This is a genomic window from Streptomyces virginiae, from assembly GCF_041432505.1.
GTDB classification, from domain to species: Bacteria; Actinomycetota; Actinomycetes; order Streptomycetales; family Streptomycetaceae; genus Streptomyces; species Streptomyces virginiae_A.
In genome coordinates, this window is the sequence record NZ_CP107871.1 from 3352748 (window position 1) to 3378534 (window position 25787).

18 protein-coding genes are annotated in these 25787 nt (G+C 69.1%); 14 read left to right on the forward strand and 4 right to left on the reverse strand.

Going from position 1 to position 25787, the window contains the following annotated elements:
- The first annotated feature begins 251 nt into the window (after positions 1 to 251).
- Together OG624_RS15665 and OG624_RS15670 are read left to right on the forward strand one after the other, a co-directional pair.
- Positions 252 to 6926, forward strand: a complete 6675-nt coding sequence (locus OG624_RS15665; RefSeq protein WP_371639511.1) for a polymorphic toxin-type HINT domain-containing protein — start codon at positions 252 to 254, stop codon at positions 6924 to 6926.
- On the forward strand, positions 6916 to 7278 hold the full coding sequence (locus OG624_RS15670; protein WP_158711877.1) for a hypothetical protein: 363 nt from the start codon (positions 6916 to 6918) through the stop codon (positions 7276 to 7278). The genes OG624_RS15665 and OG624_RS15670 overlap by 11 nt, the downstream gene beginning before the upstream one ends.
- Before the next feature lie 370 nt (positions 7279 to 7648).
- On the opposite strand, the gene OG624_RS15675 is transcribed toward OG624_RS15670, so the two are convergent.
- Together OG624_RS15675 and OG624_RS15680 are read right to left on the reverse strand one after the other, a co-directional pair.
- On the reverse strand, positions 7649 to 8461 hold the full coding sequence (locus tag OG624_RS15675; protein ID WP_371592850.1) for a phosphatase: 813 nt from the start codon (positions 8459 to 8461) through the stop codon (positions 7649 to 7651).
- A 56-nt stretch (positions 8462 to 8517) separates the two neighbouring features.
- Positions 8518 to 9099, reverse strand: a complete 582-nt coding sequence (locus tag OG624_RS15680) for an SACE_7040 family transcriptional regulator (protein ID WP_033222355.1) — start codon at positions 9097 to 9099, stop codon at positions 8518 to 8520.
- A gap of 99 nt (positions 9100 to 9198) precedes the next feature.
- Between OG624_RS15680 and OG624_RS15685 the strand changes: the two genes are divergently transcribed.
- The 4 genes from OG624_RS15685 to OG624_RS15700 are packed head-to-tail and all read left to right on the forward strand — an operon-like array spanning position 9199 to position 14983.
- A complete protein-coding gene (locus tag OG624_RS15685; protein WP_033222357.1) occupies positions 9199 to 10815 on the forward strand; it encodes a carboxyl transferase domain-containing protein in 1617 nt (538 codons plus the stop codon).
- Positions 10816 to 10831: 16 nt separating this feature from the next.
- On the forward strand, positions 10832 to 12886 hold the full coding sequence (locus tag OG624_RS15690; RefSeq protein ID WP_371639512.1) for an acetyl/propionyl/methylcrotonyl-CoA carboxylase subunit alpha: 2055 nt from the start codon (positions 10832 to 10834) through the stop codon (positions 12884 to 12886).
- Between the two features lie 11 nt (positions 12887 to 12897).
- Positions 12898 to 13815: a hydroxymethylglutaryl-CoA lyase gene (locus OG624_RS15695; protein WP_033222361.1), complete on the forward strand. Its 918-nt coding sequence runs from the start codon at positions 12898 to 12900 to the stop codon at positions 13813 to 13815.
- A 7-nt stretch (positions 13816 to 13822) separates the two neighbouring features.
- Positions 13823 to 14983, forward strand: coding sequence for an acyl-CoA dehydrogenase family protein (locus OG624_RS15700; RefSeq protein WP_030716104.1), 1161 nt, complete (start codon positions 13823 to 13825; stop codon positions 14981 to 14983).
- An 86-nt stretch (positions 14984 to 15069) separates the two neighbouring features.
- On the opposite strand, the gene OG624_RS15705 is transcribed toward OG624_RS15700, so the two are convergent.
- A complete protein-coding gene (locus tag OG624_RS15705; RefSeq protein ID WP_371587806.1) occupies positions 15070 to 15348 on the reverse strand; it encodes a hypothetical protein in 279 nt (92 codons plus the stop codon).
- A 337-nt stretch (positions 15349 to 15685) separates the two neighbouring features.
- Between OG624_RS15705 and OG624_RS15710 the strand changes: the two genes are divergently transcribed.
- The 7 genes from OG624_RS15710 to OG624_RS15740 all read left to right on the forward strand — a co-directional run bounded on the left by OG624_RS15710 (position 15686) and on the right by OG624_RS15740 (position 23691).
- Positions 15686 to 16723: an ABC transporter substrate-binding protein gene (locus tag OG624_RS15710; RefSeq protein WP_033222365.1), complete on the forward strand. Its 1038-nt coding sequence runs from the start codon at positions 15686 to 15688 to the stop codon at positions 16721 to 16723.
- A gap of 65 nt (positions 16724 to 16788) precedes the next feature.
- The gene (locus OG624_RS15715) at positions 16789 to 17688 is read left to right on the forward strand and encodes a siderophore-interacting protein (protein ID WP_033222367.1); all 900 of its coding nucleotides are present in this window, start codon (positions 16789 to 16791) and stop codon (positions 17686 to 17688) included.
- A gap of 149 nt (positions 17689 to 17837) precedes the next feature.
- Positions 17838 to 19331 (forward strand): pyridoxal phosphate-dependent decarboxylase family protein, encoded by a 1494-nt coding sequence (locus tag OG624_RS15720; protein WP_033222369.1) that lies wholly within the window; start codon positions 17838 to 17840, stop codon positions 19329 to 19331.
- Positions 19315 to 20613 (forward strand): lysine N(6)-hydroxylase/L-ornithine N(5)-oxygenase family protein, encoded by a 1299-nt coding sequence (locus OG624_RS15725; RefSeq protein ID WP_033222371.1) that lies wholly within the window; start codon positions 19315 to 19317, stop codon positions 20611 to 20613. The genes OG624_RS15720 and OG624_RS15725 overlap by 17 nt, the downstream gene beginning before the upstream one ends.
- Positions 20613 to 21197 (forward strand): GNAT family N-acetyltransferase, encoded by a 585-nt coding sequence (locus OG624_RS15730; RefSeq protein ID WP_033222373.1) that lies wholly within the window; start codon positions 20613 to 20615, stop codon positions 21195 to 21197. Before OG624_RS15725 ends, OG624_RS15730 begins: the two co-directional genes overlap by 1 nt.
- Positions 21194 to 22975: an IucA/IucC family protein gene (locus tag OG624_RS15735; RefSeq protein ID WP_371639513.1), complete on the forward strand. Its 1782-nt coding sequence runs from the start codon at positions 21194 to 21196 to the stop codon at positions 22973 to 22975. Before OG624_RS15730 ends, OG624_RS15735 begins: the two co-directional genes overlap by 4 nt.
- A 167-nt stretch (positions 22976 to 23142) precedes the next feature.
- Positions 23143 to 23691, forward strand: a complete 549-nt coding sequence (locus OG624_RS15740) for a hypothetical protein (protein ID WP_051763432.1) — start codon at positions 23143 to 23145, stop codon at positions 23689 to 23691.
- 15 nt (positions 23692 to 23706) lie between these two features.
- On the opposite strand, the gene OG624_RS15745 is transcribed toward OG624_RS15740, so the two are convergent.
- Positions 23707 to 25299 (reverse strand): beta-N-acetylhexosaminidase, encoded by a 1593-nt coding sequence (locus OG624_RS15745; protein ID WP_326748130.1) that lies wholly within the window; start codon positions 25297 to 25299, stop codon positions 23707 to 23709.
- Positions 25300 to 25471: 172 nt separating this feature from the next.
- Here OG624_RS15745 and OG624_RS15750 point away from each other — a divergent pair, with 172 nt between their 5' ends.
- Complete coding sequence (locus OG624_RS15750; RefSeq protein ID WP_033222376.1) at positions 25472 to 25747, forward strand: hypothetical protein; 276 nt, start codon at positions 25472 to 25474, stop codon at positions 25745 to 25747.
- The last annotated feature ends 40 nt before the right edge of the window (positions 25748 to 25787 follow it).

The window sequence follows — 25787 nt, forward strand, 5'->3', positions numbered from 1 at the left end:
TTTTACGCCCATCACATGCGTGTCATCCCATTTGATCCAGTAGATCCACTTGATCCGAACAAAGCTTGTTCCGAGATAGCGGAATTAGAAATTCCGCCTGTTAGTCTGCGCCGTAAATCAATTCCAGAAGCATTGGGTGAGGTGTGAGAAAATTCAGTACGCGAGGACTTTCTGTGGCGTTGGCCACAGTCGTCCTCTCAGGCCTGCTACCGGGTGCGGTTGCCGTAGCGGACAGCAAATCCAAGACGGCATTGCCACAGCTCAAACAGCCGAAGGCCGTACCGGTCAAGCCGGTCCGCTCGGGTGGGCCCAACAAGCCCGACGACGCGGGTGCGACTCCGTGGAAGGCACCGAAGGTCTCCTGGCCGACGGCCGGTTCGGCGGAAGTCGATCTGACGGCCGCTTCGGGCCCGATCTCGAAGTCGTTCCTGTCGGGCGCCGCCCGCGGCCCCGCCGTCGGGTCGGGCTCGCAGCAGGCGGGCAAGCTCCCGGTCGCGGTCCACGTGGCGCCGGGCAAGGCGGCCGAAGCGCCGTCGAAGGTGAAGGTCTCCGTCGTCGGCAAGGACGCCGCCCGCAAGGCGGGCGTCGACGGTGTCCTGCTGTCGGTGGGCCGCTCGGACGGCGCCGCGCAGTCCGCGTCCGCGCAGGTCGAGGTGGACTACAACTCCTTCCGGGGCGCTTACGGCGGCGACTACGTCTCCCGCCTGCGTCTGGTGGAGCTTCCGGCGTGTGCGCTGACGACGCCGGAGCGCGCGGAGTGCCGTACGCAGAAGCCGCTGCAGACACGCAACGACACGGGCACGGGCAAGCTGTCCGCCCAGGTGACGACCCCCGGCGCCACGGCACCGGCGGGCAAGGCCGCAGGTGTGTCGGCGAAGTCGGCCCCATCCGCTTCAGGCGGCGCGACCGTCCTGGCCGCGACGGCGGGCGACGCGGGTCCGACGGGTGACTACAAGGCGACCTCGCTCCAGCCTTCGGGCTCTTGGAGCGCGGGCGGCTCGACGGGTGCCTTCTCCTGGTCCTACCCGGTCGCGACCCCTTCGGTGCCTGGTGGGCTGAGCCCACAGATCGCGCTCGGCTACAACTCCCAGTCCGTCGACGGCCGCACAGGCATATCCAACAGCCAGGGATCATGGATCGGTGACGGCTGGAGCTGGGAGCCCGGCTTCATCGAGCGCACGTACAAGCCCTGCGACGACGACAAGACCGGTGGCATCAACACCGCGAAGGTCGGCGACCAGTGCTGGTTCAACGACAACGCCACGTTGTCCCTGGGCGGCAAGTCGACCGAACTCGTCTACGAGCAGGGCAAGGGTTGGCACCCCGCCTCGGACTCGGGCGAGAAGGTCGAGAAGCTCACCGGCGCCACCAACGGCGACAACGACGGTGAGCACTGGAAGATCACGACGACCGACGGTACGCAGTACTTCTTCGGCTTGAACCGTCTGCCGGGCTGGAAGGACGCGTCCACCCCGACGACGAACTCGACCTGGACCGCGCCCGTCTTCGGCAACCAGGCGGGCGAGCCCTGCTACAACGCCTCGTTCGCGAGCGCCTGGTGCAAGCAGGCCTGGCGCTGGCAGCTCGACTACGTCGTCGCTCCCGGCGGCGCCGCGATGGCGTACTACTGGAAGACCGAGACCAACAACTACGGCCGCAACGTCTCCATGACCACCGGCAAGGCCACGGTCACTCAGTACGTCCGCGGCGGCTGGCTCGACCACATCGACTACGGGCTCCGCTCAGACGCCGTGTACAGCGGCAAGGCAATGGGCCAGGTCAAGTTCGACGTCACCGAGCGCTGCCTCACCAACTGCGGCGCCTTCGACGAAGCCAACGCGAAGAACTGGCCGGACTCGCCGTACGACCTGTTCTGCAAGGACGGCGCCACTGAGTGCAAGGGTCAGTACTCGCCGACCTTCTGGTCCCGGATGCGCCTGACCGGTATCCACACCAAGCTCCTCACCGGCGGCGCGTACCAGGACGTCGACTCCTGGACCCTGGACCAGAACTTCCCGCCGGCGGGCGACGGCGTCTCCACCCCGATGTGGCTGAAGTCCATCACCCGCACCGCCAAGGCGGGCGCCGCGCAGGATGTCCCGCTCGACCCCGTCACCTTCACCGGTGAGCAGCGCCCCAACCGGGTGGACAAGACGGGCGACGGCCTGGCGCCGTACATCCGGCTACGGATGTCCCAGGTCAACACCGAAACGGGTGGCACTATCGGCGTCACCTACTCGCAGCAGGACTGCACGCCCACTACACTTCCGGCCTCGGATGCGACGAACACCACCCGCTGCTTCCCGACCAAGTGGGCCTGGGAGGGTGACACATCCAAGCTCGACTGGTTCAACAGCTATGTCGTCACACAGATCGTGGAGGGCGACAACCTCGCCTCGACGCCCGACAAGGTGACCTCGTACGCCTATGTCGGCGGAGCAGCCTGGGACAAGGACACCAGCGAGTTCATCAAGGCTGAGGACCGCGTCCACTCCGTCGCCCGCGGCTACGGACTCGTCCAGACCCGCACGGGCGCCGCCAACGACCCCCGCACGCTCTCCGAGACCCGTTACTTCCGTGGTCTCGACGGCAAGGAGGTCAAGGACGGCACGGGCACCGCGGTCACCGACCGGCCCGAGTTCGCGGGCATGGTCCGCGAGAGGGCGACGTACGAGGGTGACGACACCGCCAAGCTCGTGAGCGCGACGTCCAGCACGCCGTGGCGTTCGGACGAGGTGGCCAAGCGGCTGCGCCCCGGCCTGCCCAACCTCGTCTCCTACAAGACGAACGTCGAGAAGGAGTCGACTCGCGCCACCGTCACCGGGGGCACCCGAACGGTCGAGACCAGCCGTCACTTCGACGAATACGGCATGGCCGACCGGCAGTCGAGCACCGGCGACACCGCCAAGAGCGGCGACGAGGCCTGCACCCGGACCACGTACGCACGCAACACCGCCACGTGGATCCTAGACCGGCAGAGCCGCGTCGAGACGGTCGCCCTTCCGTGTGAGACGACTGGCGCCGGGCTGGCCGATGTCATCAGCGACACCCGGACCTACTTCGACAACGGCACGCTCGGAACCGTCCCCGGCGCGGGCCTCATAACGAAGACCGAGAAGATCAACGGCAAGGGCGACGGCTACGACACCGCGTCGACCGTCCCGTCCACCTGTGGTGCGGCCAAGAACCAGCTCTGCTACGACCTGTACGGCCGGATGCTGGCGGCCGCCGATGCCTACGGCAAGGTAACCTCCACGGCGTTCACGCCGGCCACCGGCGAAGTTCCGACCGCGATGACGGCGACCAACGCACTGGGCCACACCGTGACCAGCCAACTGGAACCGCTGCGCGGCCAGGCCGCCAAGGTCACCGACCCCAACGGCAAGGTCGTCACGACGGCATACGACGCCCTGGGCCGGGTGACGAAGATCTGGGCCCCGAACTGGACCCAGGAGGCCAACCCGGACCTGCCGAGCCATGCGTTCGAATACACCGTCCGCAACAACGGTCCCAACGTCGTCACGTCCAAGACTCTGACCCACGACTACAAGTACTCCGTGGTCCACTCCATCCAGGACGGTCTGCTCCGCGAGCGCCAGACCCAGACCCAGTCGCCCGACCTCGCCGGCCGTCTGGTCACGGAGACCTTCTACGACACGCGCGGCCTGGCCTGGCGCACCTCCGGCACGTACTACGCCGACGGCACGCCTACGCCCGATCTAGTCACGGGGCAGGAGCTCAACTACCCGGCCTCGACCGACACCCTCTTCGACGGTGCCGGCCGCCCCACGGCGGTGATCGCGAAGAAGTTCGGCACCGAGACCAAGCGCACCACGACCGGTTACACAGGCGACACCACGACGGTCAGCCCGCCCTCGGGCGGCACCACGACCACCACCGTCGTCGACGCGCTGGGTCGCACGGTCGAGATAAAGCAGTACACCGACCCGGCCCGCACCACCTCACAGTCGACGCTGTACACCTACAACAAGCTCGGTCAGCTGGCCCAGGTCACCGACCCCGGCAACGCGAAGTGGACGTACAGCTACGACGTTCGGGGCCGCCAGGTCGAATCGAACGACCCGGACAAGGGCGTCAGCAAGACCGTCTACGACGCCGGCGACCGCATCACCGACGTCACGGACGCCCGCGGCGTCACGCTGCACACCGACTACGACGACCTCGGGCGTCCTGTCGCCACCAAGCAGGGCGCGACCACGCTGACCTCGTCCGTCTACGACACCGTGGCCAAGGGGCAGCTCGCGAAGTCCACGCGCCACGTCGACGGCAAGGCGTACACCTCCGAGGTGTTGGCCTACAACGATCTCTACCAGCCGCTCGAGTCCCAGATCACCATCCCGTCCACCCTCGACACCGGCGCACTGGCCGGCACCTACAAGTGGTCGAACACCTACAACATCGCCGGCCAGGTCCTGACGACCAAGCAACCGGCCATGGGCGGCCTTCCGGCCGAGACGGTCGGCAGCACCTACAAGACGGTCTCCGGCCTGCTCAACAGCATGGCCGCCGGCAACAGCCGCCTCGTGTCGGCGATGACCTATGACCACTACGGCCGCACCACCCGCCAGGAACTCGGCTCGTCCGGCCAGCGCCTGTACCTGTCCAACGAGTTCGACGAGCACACCGGCGCCCTCACCCGCGCCTACACCGACCGGGACCTCGCCCCACAGCGGATCGAGGACACCAAGTACACCAACGACCCCGTCGGCAACCTGACCGCCATCGCCACGGCGTACGGCCAGGACGCCGCCCGAACGACCGACACCCAGTGCGTCAACCTCGACGCCCTGCGCCGTATCACCCAGGCCTGGACCAACAAGGGCGAGACCTGTGCGGCCACTCCGTCGACGACCGTCATCGGCGGCGAGGACCCGTACTGGACCACCTACACCTACGACGCCGTCGGCAACCGCAAGACGGAGACCAAGCACAAGACCGCCTCGGGCCCGACCGCGGACACCGTCCGCACGTACACGGCACCGACCGCCGGCAAGCACGACCTGCCCAAGGTCACCCAGACCGGCACCGGCCCGCACGACGAAACCTTCACCTACGACGCCTCCGGCAACACCAAGACCCGCAAGAGCGGCACCGGTGAAACTCAGTACCTCGACTGGGACGCGGAGGGGCGCCTCAAGTCGCTCGTCCAGGGCCTGACCACCGACGGGTTCATCTACGACGCGACCGGCAACCGCCTCCTGCGCAAGGAGAAGGACGCCACCACGCTGTACCTGCCCGGCGGCAACGAGCTGCAGCTCGACAAGTCGGGCACGATCACCGGCACCCGCTACTACGGCGACGTCGCCGTCCGTACGGGCGGCAAGCTCACCTTCACCTTCGCGGACCACCACAACACAGGCACCACCCAGGTGACCGCTGACGCGGCCCAGACGGTCACCCGCCGCAAGACGGGCCTGTTCGGCGAGACCCGCGGCACCCAGCCGACGACGTGGACCGGTGAGAAGACCTTCGTCGGAGGCACCAAGGACAACGACAGCGGCCTGACCCACATCGGAGCCCGCGAGTACGACCCCTTGATCGGCCGCTTCATCTCGGTGGACCCGATCATGGACCTCACCGACTCGCAGCAACTCCACGGCTACACCTACGCAGCGAACAACCCCTTCACCTACTCGGACCCGGACGGCCTCAAGTACTTCGAGGGCGGCAACGAGGACCCCGGCTTCCAGTCGTCGCCCCAAAGCGTCGTCCAGGCCGCGACCAAGCACCACAACAGGTACTACAAAGACCACTGCTGGACGAACTGCAGCGAATCACCTAAGCCGCCTAAATCAACCAAGTCACCCAAGTCACCCAAGAGTGACAGCAAGCGTTGCGCCGGCGTGCGCTTCTGCCCGCCGGCGAAAGGCATCGACGGGGCACCGCCCGCAAATGCGGCCGCAGGCTTCGTGAGTGCAGCAATCCATTCCGCCGAATTCACGGCCGAGCTGACAATCTCGGCCGAGTGTTTCATGAATACCATTCCCGAATGCAACGAGGGCGACGCATTCGACGAGTGGGTGACCAGCCAGGGGGTCGACCTCGAATCAGGCGAGGCTATCGCAGGCGGCTTTGCTATATCCCTTATTCCCGGACTTAAAGCCCTGAAGGGAAAGGGAGGAAACTGCTTCCTCGCCGGGACACTGGTCCTGATGGCCGACGGCTCACAAAAGAAGATCGAGGAAATAGAGGTCGGCGACAGCGTTCTGTCCACCGACCCCATATCCGGAGAGACAGAAGCCCGACCGGTAGAAAAGCTGATCCGGACCGAGGGCGATCGCGAGCTGAACACGCTCTCCATCGCCACAGACGACGGCATCGACGAAATCACGGCGACGCACGAGCACCCCTTCTGGTCACCCTCTGATCAGTCCTGGGTGGAGGCCGCCGACCTCCGGCCGGGGATGACGCTGGCAACTGCGAGCGGATCCACTGCAATCGTCACGGACAACCGTGCATTCACCGAGCATGTCAAGACCTACAACTTCTCTGTGGCGGACTTCCACACGTACTATGTGATGGCGGGTGAAACCCCCGTCCTCGTCCACAACGCCAACTGCGTGACTATCGATGACGGAAAGTGGGATTACTTCTTCGGGCGCGTCAACTCAAACCCCCACAACGCAGAGAGGTCAGCCCAGAACGCCTACCAGCTGGAATCCATCGGAATTCGCGACAATGCAGCGGGGCGCAAAATTCTAACCGAACACTTCAATGAAGCGATAAAGGGTGGCGTCACAGAGACATACGTGAACGAGAAGTCTAATCTCACGAACGTACGGACAGAGTCACTCTTGCAGGGGCCGCGGGGAATGCTCTTGATTCGCTCCAACTTCGAAATGACGGACAAGGGGCCGAGGCTCACTACGATGATCCCCGTGGGAGGAAGAGGCTATGGCAAGTAACACCATGGAGATTCCAGAGGATATAGATTTCATTACAGTGCTCGGCACCGCCCCTGAACCTATGGAACACGACCCAGATGTATGGCGAGTCGAGATTCCTGTGGGAGATACAGGAGTGTGCGTGACGCTGAGCTTCGACATCGGCGGTAGGTCAGTGCGCCTCACGAGGGAGTCGATGGGGGTACGTGATATCGAGATCTATCGCGAGCAGGTCGATCGAATCCTCCTCTACTCACACGAGGAGGAGCGAGGCATCATCGTCGAAGTAGGCGTACCCGGCTTCAAGTGTGAGTTTCGCGTGAGCATTTCTCCCCGATTCCACCTAGTAGATCCCATGCTATACCTGGAGTGATGACGAGCGAGCGGGACACAAATCAACCATGCTAAGGGTTCTTGATTGAAGCCTCAGCATTTCTATACCTCCCCTCGCCTGCGTAGAATAGGGAGGATATCTCCCGGCTGGGCCCCTATTCCGAGTGATACCGAGCACGAGGTCATCGATTCAGTCTCCACGCACCTCTTGCCGTAAACAACCACTCGCGGATCTGGGGAGGTGAAGCGGAAAAGGGGCGCGGCGGCCCGGGTTACCCCTGGCCCAGCCAAATTGACTGACCGCCACGCTCCGGGGGTTCGACAATCAGGCGCCTGTCGGGGTGATCCGGTGGCGCATGCAGAAGCCCCGGCCGGGATCCCCGGCCGGGGCTTCTGCGTGCCTGCCGCGGCTACGCGTCCCGCAGGCCCGCCGCGTCCAGGATGTACGCCACCATCGGGTCGTAGAAGCGGGGGTCGCGGACGTGGTCGTCCAGGGGGATCGTCACCTGGACGGTGCCTTCCGCCTCGCCGATGAACAGGGCCGGGTCGTTGCAGTCCGCGTAGCCCACCGCGTCCAGGCCGCGCTGCGCCGCGCAGCCCGCCCAGCCGTGGTCCGCGACGACCAGGTCCGGCAGTGGGCGGTTCTCCGCCGCGAGGCCGTCCAGGATCGCGGCCATCGGCTCCGGCGAGTGGGTGTGCCACAGCGTCGCGCCGCGCTCCAGGACCGCGACGTCGGCGAACTGCCACACCGAGCCCTCGTCGGCCACCAGGCCCCGGGGGATGACGACGATCTCGCAGCCCGCCGCCCGCAGGGCCGCCGCCGTGGCGCGGTGGACGTCGAGGAGGCCGCCCGGGTGGCCGGTCGCGAAGAGCACGCTCTGCCGGTCCGCCGCCGCCTTGCGCAGCCGCGCCGCCAGGCGGTCCAGGCCGGCCACGGTCAGTTCGGGGTCGATGGTGTCCTGGCCGAACCGGAACGCCGGGTCGTCCACGACCCCGCACCGTTCCGCCATCACCGCGAGCACGTCCTGCTCGTCCGTCCAGCGGTCGCCCAGTTCCAGGCCGAGCCAGTAGTGCCGGTCACCGTTGGCGAGTTTGCGGTAGTGGCTGAGGTTGTTGTCGCGCGGCGTGGCGACCTGCCCCGCGATCCGCGTGCGGACCAAGTGGTCGATGAGCTCGGCGCGGGTCGGTACGGGCGTCTCTATCGGCTTCGGCATACGGGCCATTCTGCCGCCGCCGGGCCGCAGACGGCGCGTCCATTCCGGTCGGCGGACGCGCCGGGTCATGCCGACAGCGCCCCGAACGCGCCGTGCGCGAGGCGCCGGAGCAGTGATTCGACCGCCTCGCGCCCCAGGGCCGCGAGGTGCGGGGTGGAGTTGAGCAGGCCGAAGACGGCGTGCACGGCGACCCGTACCTCCGCCTCGCCGACCTCCGGGTGCAGTTCCCGGACGACCTCCACCCACAGCTCCACGTACTGGCGCTGCAGCTGCCGTACGAGCTTGCGGTCGGTGTCCCGGAGCCGGTCGAGCTCCCGGTCGTGGAGGGTGATCAGCGCCCGGTCGTCGAGCGCGAAGTCGATGTGGCCGTCGATGAGGGAGGACAGCACCCGGGCCGGGTCGCCCGCCGCCTCCGCGACCCGGTGCCGGCCGCCGGTCAGCAGCCGCTCGCTGATGCCGACGAGCAGTTCGGCGAGCATGGCGTCCTTGCCCGCGAAGTGCCGGTAGAGGCCGGGGCCGCTGATGCCCACCGCGGCCCCTATCTCGTCGACGCCCACGCCGTGGAATCCACGCGCGGCGAAGAGACGAGCGGCCTCACTGAGGATCTGCTCGCGACGGGTCGGGGCGGCGGCCGCTCTGGTGCTCATGGGAAACCATTCTAGACAGGGCCGTTAGCGGTCGTTAACCTGAGTCCCACAAGCGTTAACGCTCATTAACCGCGTGGAACGAGCAAGGGAGCTCGACCGATGCAGCAGGCACCAGTGCTGACGAGCGCCGCGGACCCGGCGTCCGAGGCCTGGCGGACCAACGAGGCCGCCCACCGCGAGCTGACCGAGGGCCTGCGCGCCCGGCTCGACGCGGCCCGGCTCGGCGGCGGCGAGAAGGCCCGCGCCCGCCACACCGCCCGCGGGAAGCTCCTCCCGCGCGAGCGCGTCGACACCCTCCTCGACCCCGGATCCCCCTTCCTGGAGCTGGCCCCGCTGGCCGCCGAGGGCATGTACGGGGGCGCGGCCCCCGCCGCCGGGGTCATCGCGGGCATCGGCCGGGTCAGCGGCCGCGAGTGCGTGATCGTCGCGAACGACGCCACCGTCAAGGGCGGCACGTACTACCCGATGACCGTCAAGAAGCACCTGCGCGCCCAGGAGGTGGCGCTGGAGAACCGTCTCCCCTGCCTCTACCTGGTCGACTCGGGCGGCGCCTTCCTCCCCATGCAGGACGAGGTCTTCCCCGACCGGGAGCACTTCGGCCGCATCTTCTACAACCAGGCCCGCATGTCGGGGGCCGGCATCCCGCAGATCGCCGCCGTCCTCGGCTCCTGCACCGCGGGCGGGGCGTACGTGCCGGCCATGAGCGACGAGGCCGTCATCGTCCGCAACCAGGGCACGATCTTCCTCGGCGGCCCGCCGCTGGTGAAGGCCGCCACCGGCGAGGTGGTCACGGCCGAGGAGCTCGGCGGCGGCGAGGTCCACTCCCGGATCTCCGGCGTGACCGACCACCTCGCGGAGGACGACGCGCACGCGCTGCGGATCGTACGGAACATCGTGGCGACCCTGCCCGAGCGCGGGGCCCTGCCCTGGTCGGTCGAGGCGCCGGAAGAGCCCAAGGTGGACCCGTACGGGCTGTACGGCGCGGTCCCCGTCGACTCGCGCACCCCGTACGACGCCCGCGAGATCATCGCGCGGATCGTGGACGGCTCGCGCTTCCAGGAGTTCAAGTCCGAATTCGGCCAGACGCTGGTCACCGGCTTCGCCCGGATCCACGGACACCCGGTCGGGATCATCGCGAACAACGGCATCCTGTTCGCCGAGTCCGCGCAGAAGGGCGCGCACTTCATCGAGCTGTGCGACCAGCGCGGCATCCCGCTCCTCTTCCTCCAGAACATCTCCGGCTTCATGGTCGGCAGGGACTACGAGGCCGGCGGCATCGCCAAGCACGGCGCCAAGATGGTGACGGCGGTGGCCTGCACCCGGGTGCCGAAGCTGACCGTGGTGGTCGGCGGCTCGTACGGCGCGGGCAACTACTCGATGTGCGGTCGGGCGTACTCGCCCCGCTTCCTGTGGATGTGGCCCAACGCCAAGATCTCCGTCATGGGCGGGGAGCAGGCGGCCTCGGTGCTCGCCACGGTCAAGCGCGACCAGATCGAGGGCGCGGGCCAGGAGTGGCCCGCCGAGGACGAGGAGGCCTTCAAGGCCCCGGTCCGCGCGCAGTACGAGGAGCAGGGCAACGCCTACTACGCCACCGCGCGGCTGTGGGACGACGGGGTCATCGACCCGATGGAAACCCGGCAGGTGCTGGGACTGGCCCTGACCGCGTGCGCGAACGCCCCGCTGGGCGACTCGGGCTTCGGCATCTTCCGTATGTGACGTGAGGACCTCACTGATGTTCAGCACTGTTCTGGTGGCGAACCGGGGCGAGATCGCGGTCCGGGTCATCCGTACCCTGCGGCAGCTCGGCATCCGCTCCGTGGCCGTCTTCAGTGACGCCGACGCGGACGCCCGCCATGTCCGGGAGGCCGACACGGCCGTCCGTATCGGTCCGGCCGCGGCCGCCGAGAGCTACCTGTCGGTGGAGCGGCTGCTGGATGCCGCGCGGCGGACCGGCGCCGAGGCCGTCCACCCCGGCTACGGCTTCCTCGCCGAGAACGCGGCCTTCGCGCAGGCCTGCACCGACGCCGGCCTCGCCTTCATCGGGCCGCCGGCGAGCGCCATCAACCTGATGGGCGACAAGATCCGCGCCAAGGAGACCGTGAAGGCGGCGGGCGTGCCCGTCGTACCGGGCTCCTCGGGCAGCGGCCTGACCGACGCCGAACTGGTCTCCGCCTCGATGGAGATCGGTATGCCGGTGCTGCTCAAGCCCTCTGCGGGCGGCGGCGGCAAGGGCATGCGGCTGGTGCGCGACGAGGCGGTGCTGGCCGAGGAGATCGCGGCGGCCCGCCGCGAGGCGCGGTCCTCCTTCGGCGACGACACCCTGCTGGTCGAGCGGTGGGTGGACCGGCCGCGGCACATCGAGATCCAGGTGCTGGCGGACGCCCACGGGAACGTGGTGCACCTGGGCGAGCGCGAGTGCTCGCTGCAGCGCCGGCACCAGAAGGTGATCGAGGAGGCCCCGTCGGTCCTGCTCGACGAGAAGATCCGGGCGGCGATGGGCGCGGCGGCGGTCGACGCGGCCCGCTCCTGCGGGTACGTCGGCGCGGGCACGGTGGAGTTCATCGTCCCGGGCGGCGACCCCTCCTCCTACTACTTCATGGAGATGAACACCCGCCTCCAGGTCGAGCACCCGGTGACGGAGCTGATCACCGGGCTGGACCTGGTGGAGCAGCAGCTGCGCGTCGCGGCGGGCGCGCCGCTGGGCTTCGACCAGTCCGAGGTGACGCTGACCGGGCACGCCATCGAGGCCCGCGTCTGCGCGGAGGACCCGGCGCGCGGGTTCCTGCCGTCGGGCGGCACGGTGCTGGCCCTGTCCGAGCCCTCGGGCGGTGCGGTACGTACGGACTCCGGCCTGACGGCGGGCGTCCCGGTGGGCTCCACCTACGACCCGATGCTGTCGAAGGTCATCGTCCACGGCCCGGACCGCCCCACCGCGCTGCGGATGCTGCGGGCGGCGCTGGCCGACACGGTGATCCTGGGCGTGCAGACCAACGCCGGTTTCCTGCGGAGGCTGCTGGCGCACCCGGACGTGGTCTCCGGCGACCTGGACACGGGCCTGGTCGAGCGCGACCTCGCCGAGCTCCTGCCGGAGGGGGTCCCGGACGAGGTGTACGTGGCCGCGGCTCTGCTGGCTCAGGGTCCCCGGGCTCTGCCCGGTCCCGGTCCTCAAGCGCCGGACGGGCTGGGTGAGTGGGTCGACCCCTTCGACGCCGCCAGCGGCTGGCGCCTGGGCGGCACCCCCGCCTGGACGGTCCACCACTTCCGCCTGCCCGGTCAGGAACCCGTACGGGTCGAGACGCGGCTCAGCGATTCAGCCTCGCCGGCGTTTGAGGCGCGGGGGCTGGGGCAGAGCCCCGGCGCACCGGTGCGAGCCCGGATCCTGGCCCGCACCACCGACCGACTGACCATCGAACTCGACGGCGTCACGCACCGCTTCAGCCACGCCGCCTCCCCGGAGGGGACCTGGCTCGGCCGGGACGCCGACTCCTGGCACGTCCAGACGTACGACCCCGTCGTGGCCAACCTCAGCGGGGCCGGACACGGCGGCGCGAACACCCTCGCCGCCCCCATGCCCGGCACCGTCACCGTGGTCAAGGTGGCCGTCGGCGACAAGGTCGCGGCCGGGCAGAGCCTGCTCGTCGTCGAGGCCATGAAGATGGAGCACGTCATCTCCGCCCCGCACGCCGGCACCGTCACCGAGCTGGACGTGACCCCCGGCAGCACGGTCGCCATGGACCAGATCCTGGCGGTCGTCACCCCGGACGAGGAGACGGGGGAGGTCGCGTGAACAGGCTGCCCATGAACGTCCCGGCCGCCGGTCTCCCGGCCCGGGTCCGTATCCACGAGGTCGGCGCCCGCGACGGGCTGCAGAACGAGAAGGGTGCCGTCCCCACGGCCGTCAAGGCGGAGTTCATCCACCGCCTCGCCGCCGCCGGGCTGACGACCATCGAGGCCACCAGCTTCGTGCACCCCAAGTGGGTGCCCCAACTGGCCGACGCGGAGGAGCTGTTCCCGCAGCTCGCCGATGTCGCCGCGGACCTGCCCGTCCTCGTCCCGAACGAGCGCGGCCTGGACCGCGCGCTCGCCCTCGGGGCCACCCGGATCGCGGTCTTCGGCTCGGCCACCGAGACCTTCGCCTCCCGCAACCTGAACCGCACCGTCGCCGAGTCCCTCGCCATGTTCGAGCCCGTCGTGGCCCGCGCCAAGGAGGGGCGGGCGCATGTGCGCGGCTATCTCTCGATGTGCTTCGGCGACCCCTGGGAGGGCGCGGTCCCGGTCCACCAGGTCGTCTCCGTCGCCAAGGCCCTGCTGGACCTCGGCTGTGACGAGCTGAGCCTCGGCGACACGATCGGCGTGGCCACCCCGGGCCATGTCCAGGCCCTGCTCGCCGCGCTGAACGAGGCCGGGGTCACGACCGACCGGATCGGCGTGCACTTCCACGACACCTACGGCCAGGCCCTGTCCAACACCCTCGCCGCGCTCCAGCACGGCGTGACCACCGTCGACGCGTCCGCGGGCGGCCTCGGCGGATGCCCGTACGCGAAGAGCGCGACCGGCAACCTCGCGACCGAGGACCTGGTGTGGATGCTCGACGGCCTCGGCATCGAAACCGGGGTCGACCTGGCCGCCCTCACCGCCACGAGCGTGTGGATGGCCGAACAGCTGGGACGCCCCAGCCCCTCCCGTACCGTCCGCGCCCTCTCCCACAAGGAGTAGTCACACCATGTCCCTCGACCACCGGCTCACCCCTGAGCACGAGGAACTCCGCCGCACCGTGGAGGCGTTCGCGCACGACGTCGTCGCCCCGAAGATCGGCGACCTGTACGAGCGGCACGAGTTCCCGTACGAGATCGTCGCCGAGATGGGCCGCATGGGCCTGTTCGGTCTGCCCTTCCCGGAGGAGTACGGCGGCATGGGCGGGGACTACCTCGCCCTCGGCATCGCCCTGGAGGAGCTGGCCCGCGTCGACTCCTCGGTCGCCATCACCCTGGAGGCCGGGGTCTCCCTCGGCGCCATGCCGATCTACCTCTTCGGTTCCGAGGAGCAGAAGAGCGAGTGGCTGCCGAAGATGTGCTCCGGCGAGATCCTCGGCGCGTTCGGCCTGACGGAGCCCGGTGCGGGCTCCGACGCGGGCGGTACCCGCACCACCGCCGTCAAGGACGGCGACGAGTGGGTCATCAACGGCTCGAAGTGCTTCATCACCAACTCCGGTACGGACATCACCGGTCTGGTGACCGTCACGGCCGTGACGGGCCGCAAGGCGGACGGCCGCCCGGAGATCTCCTCGATCATCGTCCCGTCCGGCACGCCGGGCTTCACAGTGGCCGCCCCGTACTCCAAGGTGGGCTGGAACTCCTCGGACACCCGTGAGCTGTCCTTCGACGGCGTACGGGTCCCCCTGGCCAACCTGGTGGGCCAGGAGGGCCGCGGCTACGCGCAGTTCCTGCGGATCCTCGACGAGGGTCGGATCGCCATCTCGGCGCTCGCGACGGGTCTCGCGCAGGGCTGTGTGGACGAGTCGGTGAAGTACGCCAAGGAGCGGCACGCCTTCGGCAAGGCGATCGGCGACAACCAGGCCATCCAGTTCAAGCTGGCCGACATGGAGATGCGCGCCCACATGGCCCGCATCGGCTGGCGTGACGCGGCCTCCCGCCTCGTGGCCGGGGAGCCGTTCAAGAAGGAGGCGGCGATCGCGAAGCTGTACTCCTCGACGGTCGCGGTCGACAACGCCCGCGAGGCCACCCAGATCCACGGCGGCTACGGCTTCATGAACGAGTACCCGGTGGCACGCATGTGGCGGGACTCCAAGATCCTGGAGATCGGCGAGGGCACGAGCGAGGTCCAGCGCATGCTGATCGCGCGCGAGCTGGGCTTCGCCGGCTGAGGCGCCCGACGACGACGTCCGGCGTGGGCCCCGTGCCCGCGCCGGACGTTCGCATGTCCGCATGTGCGCATGTGCGGCAAGCCGCGTCACGCGAAGATCATGAGCGCGAACGTGGGGACCAACGTCACCAGGGCGCACGCCGGCCAGTAGACCCGGGCCGCCGCCGTGTTCCGGCGTCGTACGAAGTCGTTGGCGAGCCACCACAGCAGGGCGAACGCGGTCACGATCGGTACCGCGATCACCAGCCAGAGCAGCATGCCGTCGTTCTCCGTGGGCTCCCGCCGGGTCCAGCCGAGGTCGGCGAGCGGGCCGTTGACGGCGATGTACCAAAGGAGCCAGACGGGCACGACCGCCGGCACTCCCATGAGCAGGTTCACTCCTGCGGCTGTCCACCATTGCCTTCGCATGGGCCCAGTATTCACACGCGTGATCGGATTCCGTGGATGACGGGGCGGGGTCCGGTTGCGGCCACGGGCGGGCGAAGCCCGACGCGGTCCGATCCCCCACCCGGTGCGCGAAGACCTCCAACTCGGGCCCTCACCACGGGCGGTACGGGCACCGGCCGGTCGACCCGGGTTCCGTGAGGGTGATCCACCTCACGAACGGATCTTCCCCCACCACTGGACATCCCATTAGGTTAGGCTAACCTTCTCACCGAACGGCCCAGCCGCCGCCCCTGCACGCACGAAAGCGGACATCGACATGCCCAAGTCCCGAACCTCCTCCTTCACCCGTCGCGGTTTCATCGCGGCCGGTGGCGCCCTCGGCCTCGTCGCCGTCCTCGCCGCGTGCGGTGGCACCGACTCGGCGAAGGGTGACGGCGGCAAGGACAACGGCGCCGCGACCTCCGGAACCTGGACCTTCAAGGACGACCTCGGCAAGGACGTCACCACCAAGTCCCAGCCGAAGAACATCGTCGCGTTCACCGGCACCGCCGCCGCGCTGTACGACTACGGCGTCCCGGTCAAGGGCGTGTTCGGTCCGACCAAGACCGCCGACGGCAAGCCCGACGTCCAGGCCGGTTCGATGGACATCTCCAAGGTCGAGATCCTCGGCAACGTCTACGACGAGTTCAACGTCGAGAAGTACGCGGCCCTGCAGCCCGACCTGATGGTCACCAACAGCTGGGACGGCACCTACTGGTACGTGCCGGAGGCCTCGAAGGACAAGATCCTCGCGCTCGCCCCGCACGCCGCCATCAAGGTCGGCGGCGACGTCACCCTCGACAAGGCGCTGGAGCGCACCGCGGACCTCGCCAAGTCCCTCGGCGCGGACCTGAACGCCAAGAAGACCGTGGACGCCAAGGCCCGCTTCGAGGCCGCGGCCGCGAAGGTGCGCGAGGCCACCAAGGCCAACCCGGGTGTCAAGGTGCTCGCCGGCTCCGGTGCGGACGCCCTGTTCTACGCGTCCACCCCGGAGACCTCGGCCGACCTGAAGTACTTCAAGCAGCTCGGCGTCGAGTTCGTCACCCCCGAGAAGCTGGACGAGGGCGGCTTCTTCGAGAGCCTCAGCTGGGAGAACGTCGGCAAGTACAAGGCCGACGTCGTCCTGCTCGACAACCGCACCGGCACCCTGCAGCCCGAGCAGCTGAAGGCCAAGCCGACCTGGAACGAGCTGCCCGCCGTCAAGGCCGGTCAGATCACCCCCCGCGTGACCGAGCCGATCTTCTCGTACGACAAGTGCGCGCAGATCCTGGAAGACCTCGCGAAGTCCATCCAGAACGCCAAGAAGGTCAGCTGACCCTCGGCGCCCGGTGACCCCGGGCGCCAGGCAGTCCGTACCGACTCCCAGGGGGACCTCTCCGCATGACCGCCACCGCATCCGACGCCCCGGCCGTCGCCCACTTCCGGTTCTTCGAGCTCGAGGTGCTCCGCACGCGCCGTCTGGGCCACTCGTTCCTGCGGGTCACGTTCGGCGGGGAGTCCCTCGCGGGCTTCCGCTCGGGCGGCTTCGACCAGAGCCTGTCGCTCTTCCTGCCCGCGGCCGACCAGGAGCACACGGTCCTGCCGTCCACGGACGAGGACACCTGGTTCGCCGCCTGGCGCGGAATGCCGGACGAGGAGCGGCCGGTGATGCGCTCCTACACGGTGCGCGAGCAGCGCCGCACCCCCGAGGGGGCGGACGAGGTAGACATCGACTTCGTCCTGCACGGGGACGCGAGCCCGGCCTCCCGTTGGGCGGGGCGGGCGGTGACCGGCCGTCGGATCCTGGCGATCGGACCGGCCGTCGCGGAGAACAAGTCCGTGCGCTTCCAGCCGTCGGCCGACACCGACGCGATCTGGATGTACGCGGACGAGACCGCGCTGCCGGCCGCGGCCGCGATCCTGGACCGGCTGCCCGCCGGGACCCGGGTCAAGGCCTGGTTCGAGATCCCGCACGAGGACGACCGGCTCGACCTCCGGGTGCCCGCCGACGCGGACATCACCTGGATCGTGCGCGAGGGCCACGGCCGGGAACGGACGGAGCAGGTGCTGAGCGCCCTGCGTTCGGCCGACCCGGGTGCGGCCGAAGCCCCGTACGTCTGGCTGGCGGGCGAGTCGGGCACGATCCGCGCGGTGCGCCGGCACTTCGTGCAGGAACGATCCGTCGACCGTCGCGCCGTACGTTTCACCGGCTACTGGCGGCTCGGCGCGAGCGAGGAACAGCTCCTCGCCGAGGCGTACGCGGGCAAGGCTCCGAGCGAGGACCCGACGTCCGAGCTGTAGTCAGTTCCCTTACCCCATAAAGCAGTTGTCGCAGGCCCTGGCTTTTCAGCCAGGGCCTGTCTGCATTTGGCTAAACACTAAGGTTAGGCTAACCTAATCGACGCACGCCACACACACCCCTTCTCCACCCCCTGCCCGGAGGAAAGTTGATGCGCTCGCATCTGCTGAACGAGACGACCGCGGACCTCTACCGGCGCTCCGTCATCGAGGGCGTCGAGCGCGTCGCCGCCAAACTCGCGACGACGCAGCGACCCCACACCGGTATATCCGTCGACGAACTCGCCCCGGTCATCAACGGGATCGACCTGGACAAGCCGCTCGCCGACGCGGGCGCCGTCCTGGACGAGCTGGAGGACGTCTACCTGCGCGACGCGGTGTACTTCCACCACCCGCGCTACCTGGGCCACCTCAACTGCCCGGTCGTCATCCCCGCCGTGCTCGGCGAGGCGATCCTCTCCGCGGTCAACTCCTCGCTCGACACCTGGGACCAGTCCATCGGCGGCACGCTCATCGAGCGCCGCCTGATCGACTGGACCACCGAGCGCATCGGCCTCGGCCCCGCCGCGGACGGCATCTTCACCTCCGGCGGCAGCCAGTCCAACTTCCACGCCCTGCTGCTCGCCCGTGACGAGGCCTGCCGCCTCGTCATGAAGAAGGCCCTCGACGAGGGACGCGAGCTCACCAAGGCCGAAATCCTGCCGAAGCTGCGCATCTTCACCTCCGAGGCCAGCCACTTCAGCGTCCAGAAGTCGGCCGCGATGCTCGGACTCGGCTACGAGGCCGTCATCTGCGTCCCGGTCGACCGCAACCGCCGGATGGACACCGCGGTGCTCGCCCTGGAACTGGAGGAGTGCGCCTCCGAGGGCCTCTTCCCGATGGCCGTCGTCGCCACCGCCGGCACCACCGACTTCGGGTCCATCGACCCGCTCCCCGAGATCGCCCGCCTCGCCGACGAGCACTCCGCGTGGATGCACGTGGACGCCGCCTACGGCTGCGGACTGCTGGCCTCCCCGACCCGCCGTCACCTCCTCGACGGCATCGAGCGCGCCGACTCGGTCACCGTCGACTACCACAAGTCGTTCTTCCAGCCGGTCAGCTCCAGCGCCATGCTGGTCCGCGACCGCGACACCCTCAAGCACGCCACGTACCACGCGGACTACCTCAACCCGCGCCGCATGGCCGAGGAGCGCATCCCCAACCAGGTCGACAAGTCCATCCAGACCACGCGCCGGTTCGACGCGCTCAAGCTCTGGGTGACCCTGCGCGTCATGGGCGCCGACGGCATCGGCTCGCTCTTCGACGAGGTCATCGACCTGGCCGCGGCCGGCTGGGACGTCATCGACGCCGACCCACGCTTCGAGGTCGTCGTCAAGCCGCAGATCTCCACCCTGGTCTTCCGCTACGTCCCCGAGGGCGGCGACATCCGCGCCGACCTCGTCGACGAGGCCAACCTGCACGCCCGCAAGGCCCTGTTCGCCTCCGGTGAGGCCGTCGTGGCCGGCACCAAGGTGGACGGGAAGCAGTACCTGAAGTTCACCCTCCTCAACCCGCAGACCACGACGGCCGACATCGCAGCCGTCCTCGACCTTCTCGCCGCACATGCCGAGCAGTTCCTGGGAGAATCCCTTGCCCTCCACCGCTGAGACCCACGACTTCATCGGCATCGGCGTCGGTCCGTTCAACCTCGGACTCGCCTGCCTGACCGCCCCGCTCGACGAGATCGACGGTCTCTTCATCGAGTCGAAGCCGCACTTCGAGTGGCACGCCGGCATGTTCCTGGACGGCGCACACCTGCAGACGCCCTTCATGTCGGACCTGGTCACGCTCGCCGACCCGACCTCGCCCTTCTCCTTCCTGAACTACCTGAAGGACAAGGACCGGCTGTACTCCTTCTACATCCGGGAGAACTTCTACCCGCTGCGGGCCGAGTACAACGACTACTGCCGCTGGGCCGCCGACCGCCTCGACAACGTCCGCTGGTCCACCTCGGTCACCGAGGTCACCTACGACGAGCAGGCCGGCCTGTACGAGGTCCACACCGACAAGGGCGAGACCCACCGGGCCCCCCGCCTGGTCCTCGGCACCGGCACCCCGCCGCACGTCCCGCCGACCTGCGAGGGCCTCGGCGGCGACTTCCTGCACAACTCCGCCTACATGCAGAACAAGGCGGAACTGCAGAAGAAGAAGTCGATCACGCTCATCGGCTCCGGCCAGAGCGCGGCCGAGATCTACTACGACCTCCTCGCCGAGATCGACGTCCACGGCTACCAGCTCAACTGGGTGACCCGCTCGCCGCGGTTCTTCCCGCTGGAGTACACGAAGCTGACCCTGGAGATGACCTCCCCCGAGTACGTGGACTACTTCCACGCGCTCCCCGAGGACACCCGGTACCGGCTGGAGACCCAGCAGAAGAACCTCTTCAAGGGCATCGACGGCGACCTGATCAACGCCATCTTCGACCTGCTCTACCAGAAGAAGATCAGCATGCCGGGCGCGGTCCCGACCACCCTGCTGACCAACACCTCCCTGAACAGCACCGCGTACGACACCACCACGGGCACGTACACGCTGGGGCTGCGCCAGGAGGAGCAGGAGCGGGACTTCTCCCTCACCTCCGAGGGCCTGGTCCTGGCCACCGGCTACAAGTACACCTTCCCGGAGTTCCTGAACCCGGTGCGGGGCCGCCTGAACTTCGACGGGCACGGCCGTCTCGACGCCGCCCGCAACTACAGCATCGACACCACGGGCCGCGGGGTCTACCTGCAGAACGGCACCACCCACAACCACTCCCTCACCTCGCCCGACCTGGGCATGGCGGCGTACCGGAACGCGTACATCGTCGGTGAGCTCCTCGGCCGCGAGCACTACAAGGTCGAGAAGTCCATCGCGTTCCAGCAGTTCGCCGCCCCGGAAGGCACCCTCTGATGAGCACCACCGAACTCCTCTTCTCCCGCACGGACAAAGAACTCGGTTCCTTCGCCGTGCGCCCCCTGGACCCCTTCGCCGACGCGGAGCTGCTCCACGGCTGGGTCACCCACCCGAAGGCCTCGTTCTGGATGATGCAGGACGCCTCCCTGCCGGACGTCGAGCGCGAGTACATGAGGATCGCCGCGCACGAGCACCACCAGGCCTTCATCGGCCTGCACGAGGGCCGCCCCGCCTTCCTCATGGAGACCTACGACCCGTCCGAGCTGGAGCTGGTCGGCCTCTACGACGCCCAGCCGGGCGATGTCGGCATGCACTTCCTCGTCGCCCCCAGCGACACCCCGCTGCACGGCTTCACCCGCGCCGTCATCACCACGGTCATGGCCGCGATCTTCGCCGACCCGACCACCGAGCGCGTCGTCGTCGAACCGGACGTCGCCAACACCGCCGTGCACGCCCTCAACGAGGTCGTCGGCTTCGTACCGGAGCGCCAGGTCACCAAGCCGGAGAAGGAAGCCCTGCTGAGCTTCTGCACCCGCGCCCGGTTCGAGGCCGCCACGGCCACCCAGGGGGTCTCCATATGAGCCTCGCCGACGCCGTCGCCCACCTGAACCCCGAGCTGTGGGCCCGCGCCAACCGTGCCCTCGTCCGCAAGGGCCTCGCGGAGTTCTCCCACGAGCGCCTGCTGACCCCCGAGTCCCTCGGGGACTCCTGGTACGCGGTCCGCAGCGACGACTCCACGGTCGAGTACCGCTTCAAGGCCGTCCTGCACGCCCTCGACCACTGGTCGGTCGACGAGGCCTCCATCACCCGTCACCGTGACGGCGCCGAGCTGGAGCTGGACGCCCTCGACTTCCACATCGAGCTGCGCGAGGCCCTGGGCCTGAGCCCCGAGGTGCTGCCCGTCTACCTGGAGGAGATCTCCTCCACCCTGGCCGGCACCGGCTACAAGTACACGAAGCCGCAGGTCTCCTCCGACGTCCTCGCAAAGTCCTCCTTCCAGGACATCGAGACGGGCATGACCGAGGGCCACCCCTGCTTCGTCGCGAACAACGGCCGACTGGGCTTCGGCGTGCACGAGTACCTCTCGTACGCCCCGGAGACCGCCAGCCCCGTCCACCTGGTGTGGGTGGCCGCCCGCAAGGACGTCTCCACCTTCACGGCGGGCGCGGGCCTGGACCACGACTCCTTCATGCGCGAGGAGCTCGGCGAGGAGACCATCGGCGTCTTCGCGGAGCGGATGACCGCGCTGGGCCTGGACCTGGCCGACTTCCACCTCTTCCCCGTGCACCCCTGGCAGTGGTGGAACAAGACCACGGTCACCTTCGCGGCCGAGATCGCGAACCACCGGCTGGTGCTGCTGGGCGAGGGCCCGGACGCGTACCTCGCGCAGCAGTCGATCCGCACGTTCTTCAACCGGAGCGCTCCGGAGAAGCACTACGTGAAGACGGCCATCTCGGTCCTGAACATGGGCTTCATGCGAGGCCTGTCGGCCGCGTACATGGAGGCCACCCCGGCCATCAACGACTGGCTGCACCAGCTGATCGAGGGCGACGAGGTCCTCAAGTCGGTGGACTTCTCGATCATCCGTGAGCGCGCGGCGATCGGCTACCACCACCGCCAGTACGAGCGCGCCACCGACCGGTACTCCCCGTACCGCAAGATGCTGGCCGCGCTGTGGCGCGAGTCCCCCGTCAACCGGATCGAGGGCGACGAGCGCCTCGCCACGATGGCCTCGCTCCTGCACGTGGACGCCGAGGGCAAGTCCTTCGTCGGCGCGCTGATCGCGGAGTCGGGCCTGACGCCGGCCGAGTGGCTGCGCCACTACCTGCGCGCGTACCTGGTGCCGCTGCTGCACTGCTTCTACCAGTACGACCTCGCGTACATGCCCCACGGCGAGAACACCATCCTCGTCATCGAGGGCGGCCTGGTGAAGCGGGCGATCTTCAAGGACATCGCCGAGGAGATCGTCATCATGGACGCGGACGCGGTGCTGCCGCCCGCGGTCGAGCGCGTCCGGGCGGACATCCCCGAGGACATGAAGCTCCTGTCGATCTTCACGGACGTCTTCGACTGCTTCTTCCGCTTCCTCGGCGCGATCCTCGCCGACGAGGGCATCTGCGAGGAGGACACCTTCTGGCAGGCGGTCGCGGACTGCGGCCACGAGTACCAGGAGTCCATGCCGCAGCTCGCGGAGCGCTTCGAGCGGTACGACCTGTTCGCGCAGGAGTTCCAGCTGTCCTGCCTGAACCGCCTCCAGCTGCGCAACAACAAGCAGATGGTCGACCTCGCCGACCCGGCGGCCGCCCTGCAGCTGATCGGCAACCTCCAGAACCCCGTCGCGGCCTTCGCCCGGCGGTGACACACGGGGCGGGGGAGGCATCGATACGGTCCCTCGATGCCTCCCTCTCCCCACCCCGAGATCTCGGCGGCGTGACCGCGAAGCACAATGGCCCTCTTCGCGGTCACGCTTTCGTGTGTCCGCTCCCGTGGCCGGAACCCGCGGCCCGAATCCGTCTGGGAGCCCGTATGCCGTTCCGGATCCGCCCCGGCCGTGCGGCCGCCCTGCTCCTGTCGGCCGCGCTCGTGGCCGGGGGGCTGTCCGGCTGTTCCTTCCTGACGCCGTTCAAGACCTGCGAGGGGACCGAGGCGCGGATGAAGGAGCTGGAATCGCTGCCCCTGCTCGCCTCGCCGCCGCCCGGCGCGAGCCTCCCCCGCACCTTCGACGGCGTGTACGCCGAATGCGCGGACGACAGCGGCGACGCCTGGCTGTCCGCCGGGCGCACCTACGTGTATCCCGGCACCCGCCAGGAGGTCCTGGACCACTACCGCGGGGCCGCCGAGGCCGACGGCTGGCGGTTCGTGCCCGCGCCGACGTTCGCTCGGGAATCGGGCGACGTGTGCTTCACGAAGGGCGAGGACGGGCAGGCCAAGACGTTCACCGTCTCCTTCCCGCCGGCGCGCTTCATGGCCGACTTCTACGGTCCCGAGGCGGCCGCGGAGTTCGCCACCGGGTCCGGATTCGAGCTGACGGCGGGCTCGGAGGCCGACGGGGCCACGACCTCCTGCTGGTCCTGACCCCGACCCCGACGGTCACTGCCAGGGGACGTCCGGCGCCCGGAAGAAGCCGATGCCCTGCGCGTCCAGGCGGGGTGCCTGCGCGGCCAGCCGGCGGCTGTAGGAGGTCCAGTCGAGCGCGGCCGCCGGCGACCAGCCCAGTTCGGCCAGACCCAGCACCCGCGGGAAGGCCATCTGCTCCCAGTCGCCGCGCGTCGCGACGGTCTCCGTCCACAGCGGGGCCTCCACGCCCAGCACCGCCGACTCCGGGACCCCGGCCAGGTACGCCCCCGGGTTCCAGGAGTACGAGCGCGCCACCGGGACGTACCCCGCCCAGGCCAGGCCCGGCCCCGTCGCCGGGTCGTACTTCATGTCCAGGTACAGCCGGTCCGCCGGCGACAGGATCAGCGGGTGCCCCGCCTTCGCCGCCGCCACCACGGCCGCCTTGTCCGCGGCCGCGGTCTTGTCGTGGCCCCAGTACTGGAGCACCGCGCCCGGGGCCGGGCGGGCCGTCGCCAGCTGGTGCCAGGCCACCACCGTCTTGCCGTACCGCCCCACCACCTCCTGGGCCCGATCCATGAAGGCCGCGTAGTCCGCCGCCGGCGTCGCGTGCGCCTCGTCGCCGCCGATGTGCAGGTAGCGGCCCGGGGTCAGCTCGGCCAGTTCGCCGAGCACGTCGTCGATGAACTCGTACGTCCGCTCCTCGGCCACGCACAGCGAGCTGAAGCCGACCTTGGTGCCGGTGTACCGCGCGGGGGCCTTCCCGTCGCAGTTCAGCTCGGCGTAGGAGGCGAGCGCCGCGTTCACGTGCCCGGGCATGTCGATCTCGGGGACCACGTCCACGTACCGCTGCCCCGCGTAGGCCACCAGTTCCCGGTACTCGTCCTTCGTCCAGTGGCCGCCGGGCCCGCCGCCGACCTCGCTGCCGCCCCCGTACTCCGCCAGCCGCGGCCAGGAGTCGATCGCCAGGCGCCAGCCCTGGTCGTCGGTCAGGTGCAGGTGCAGGGTGTTGACCTTGTACTGGACGAGCTGGTCCACGTACCTCTTGACCTGCTCCACCGAGAAGTGGTGACGCGCGATGTCGACCATGGCTCCCCGGTACGCGAAGCGCGGCCGGTCGGTGACCGTCCCGCCGGGCACCGTGCCCGGTCCCGCCACCGGCACCAGCTGGCGCAGCGTCTGTCCCGCGTGGAAGAGCCCGGCCGGCGTCCGCGCGGTGAGGGTGACCCCGGTCGGACCGGACTCCAGCCGGTAGCCCTCGTCGCCCACGCCTTGCGCCGCCCCGTCGATCCTGAGCCGGATCCCGTCGCCCTGCGCCCCGTCGACCACCGGGAGCGGGAGGCCGCCGGTTCCGCGCAGCTGCTCGGCGAGGAGCTCGCCCACCCGGCGGACCTCCTCGTCCGCGCCGTGGCCGACACGGATGACCGTGGCCGCGCCGAAGGAGTAGCCGGGGCCCTCCGCGCGCGCGGAGACCGGCGCCGGCAGCAGCTGTTCGAAGGGGGCGAGGGCCACCGGCGGGTCGTCCCCGGGTCTGGCGTCGTCACCGTGGGCGGCGGTGCAGGCGGTCATCAGGGCCGGGGCCGCCGCGAGGGCGAGGAGGGTGCCGAGCGTGCGTCGCAGGACTCTCATGCCCACAGGTATAGGCCAAGCGGGCCGCCGCGTCCGGGGGGTGGATCCGGGGCGGACGGAAATCATCCGAAGGAAGGCACATCGAGCACCTTACTGGTCCAGACCAGAGGAATCCTGCCCGGAATCGGGCAGGATCTTTGCGTTCGACGCGGTAAGCCGCCAATATCTACGAGTGCTCGATCGCCGCCCGTCGCATGACGACCTCGTCGACCACCTGGTGCGCAGCACCGCGCTGCAGCGCGGTGAGGCGGTCCGGGTGGTACTGGACGTGCTCGCCTACTTCGACGAGACGACCGAGGAGTTCGTCCGCCGCCGCCACCGGGAACTGCAGTCCGGCGGAGCGGTGAACGCGGAGATCTTCGAGCGGATCGCGGCCGAACTGCCGCACCGCGCCGTGGCGCCGCCGCAGCTCTCGCTCCGGCAGTTGCGCCGCATCGTCTACGGCTGAGCCGGCCGCCGCCGCACGCGGCACCGGACGAGTACAGAAC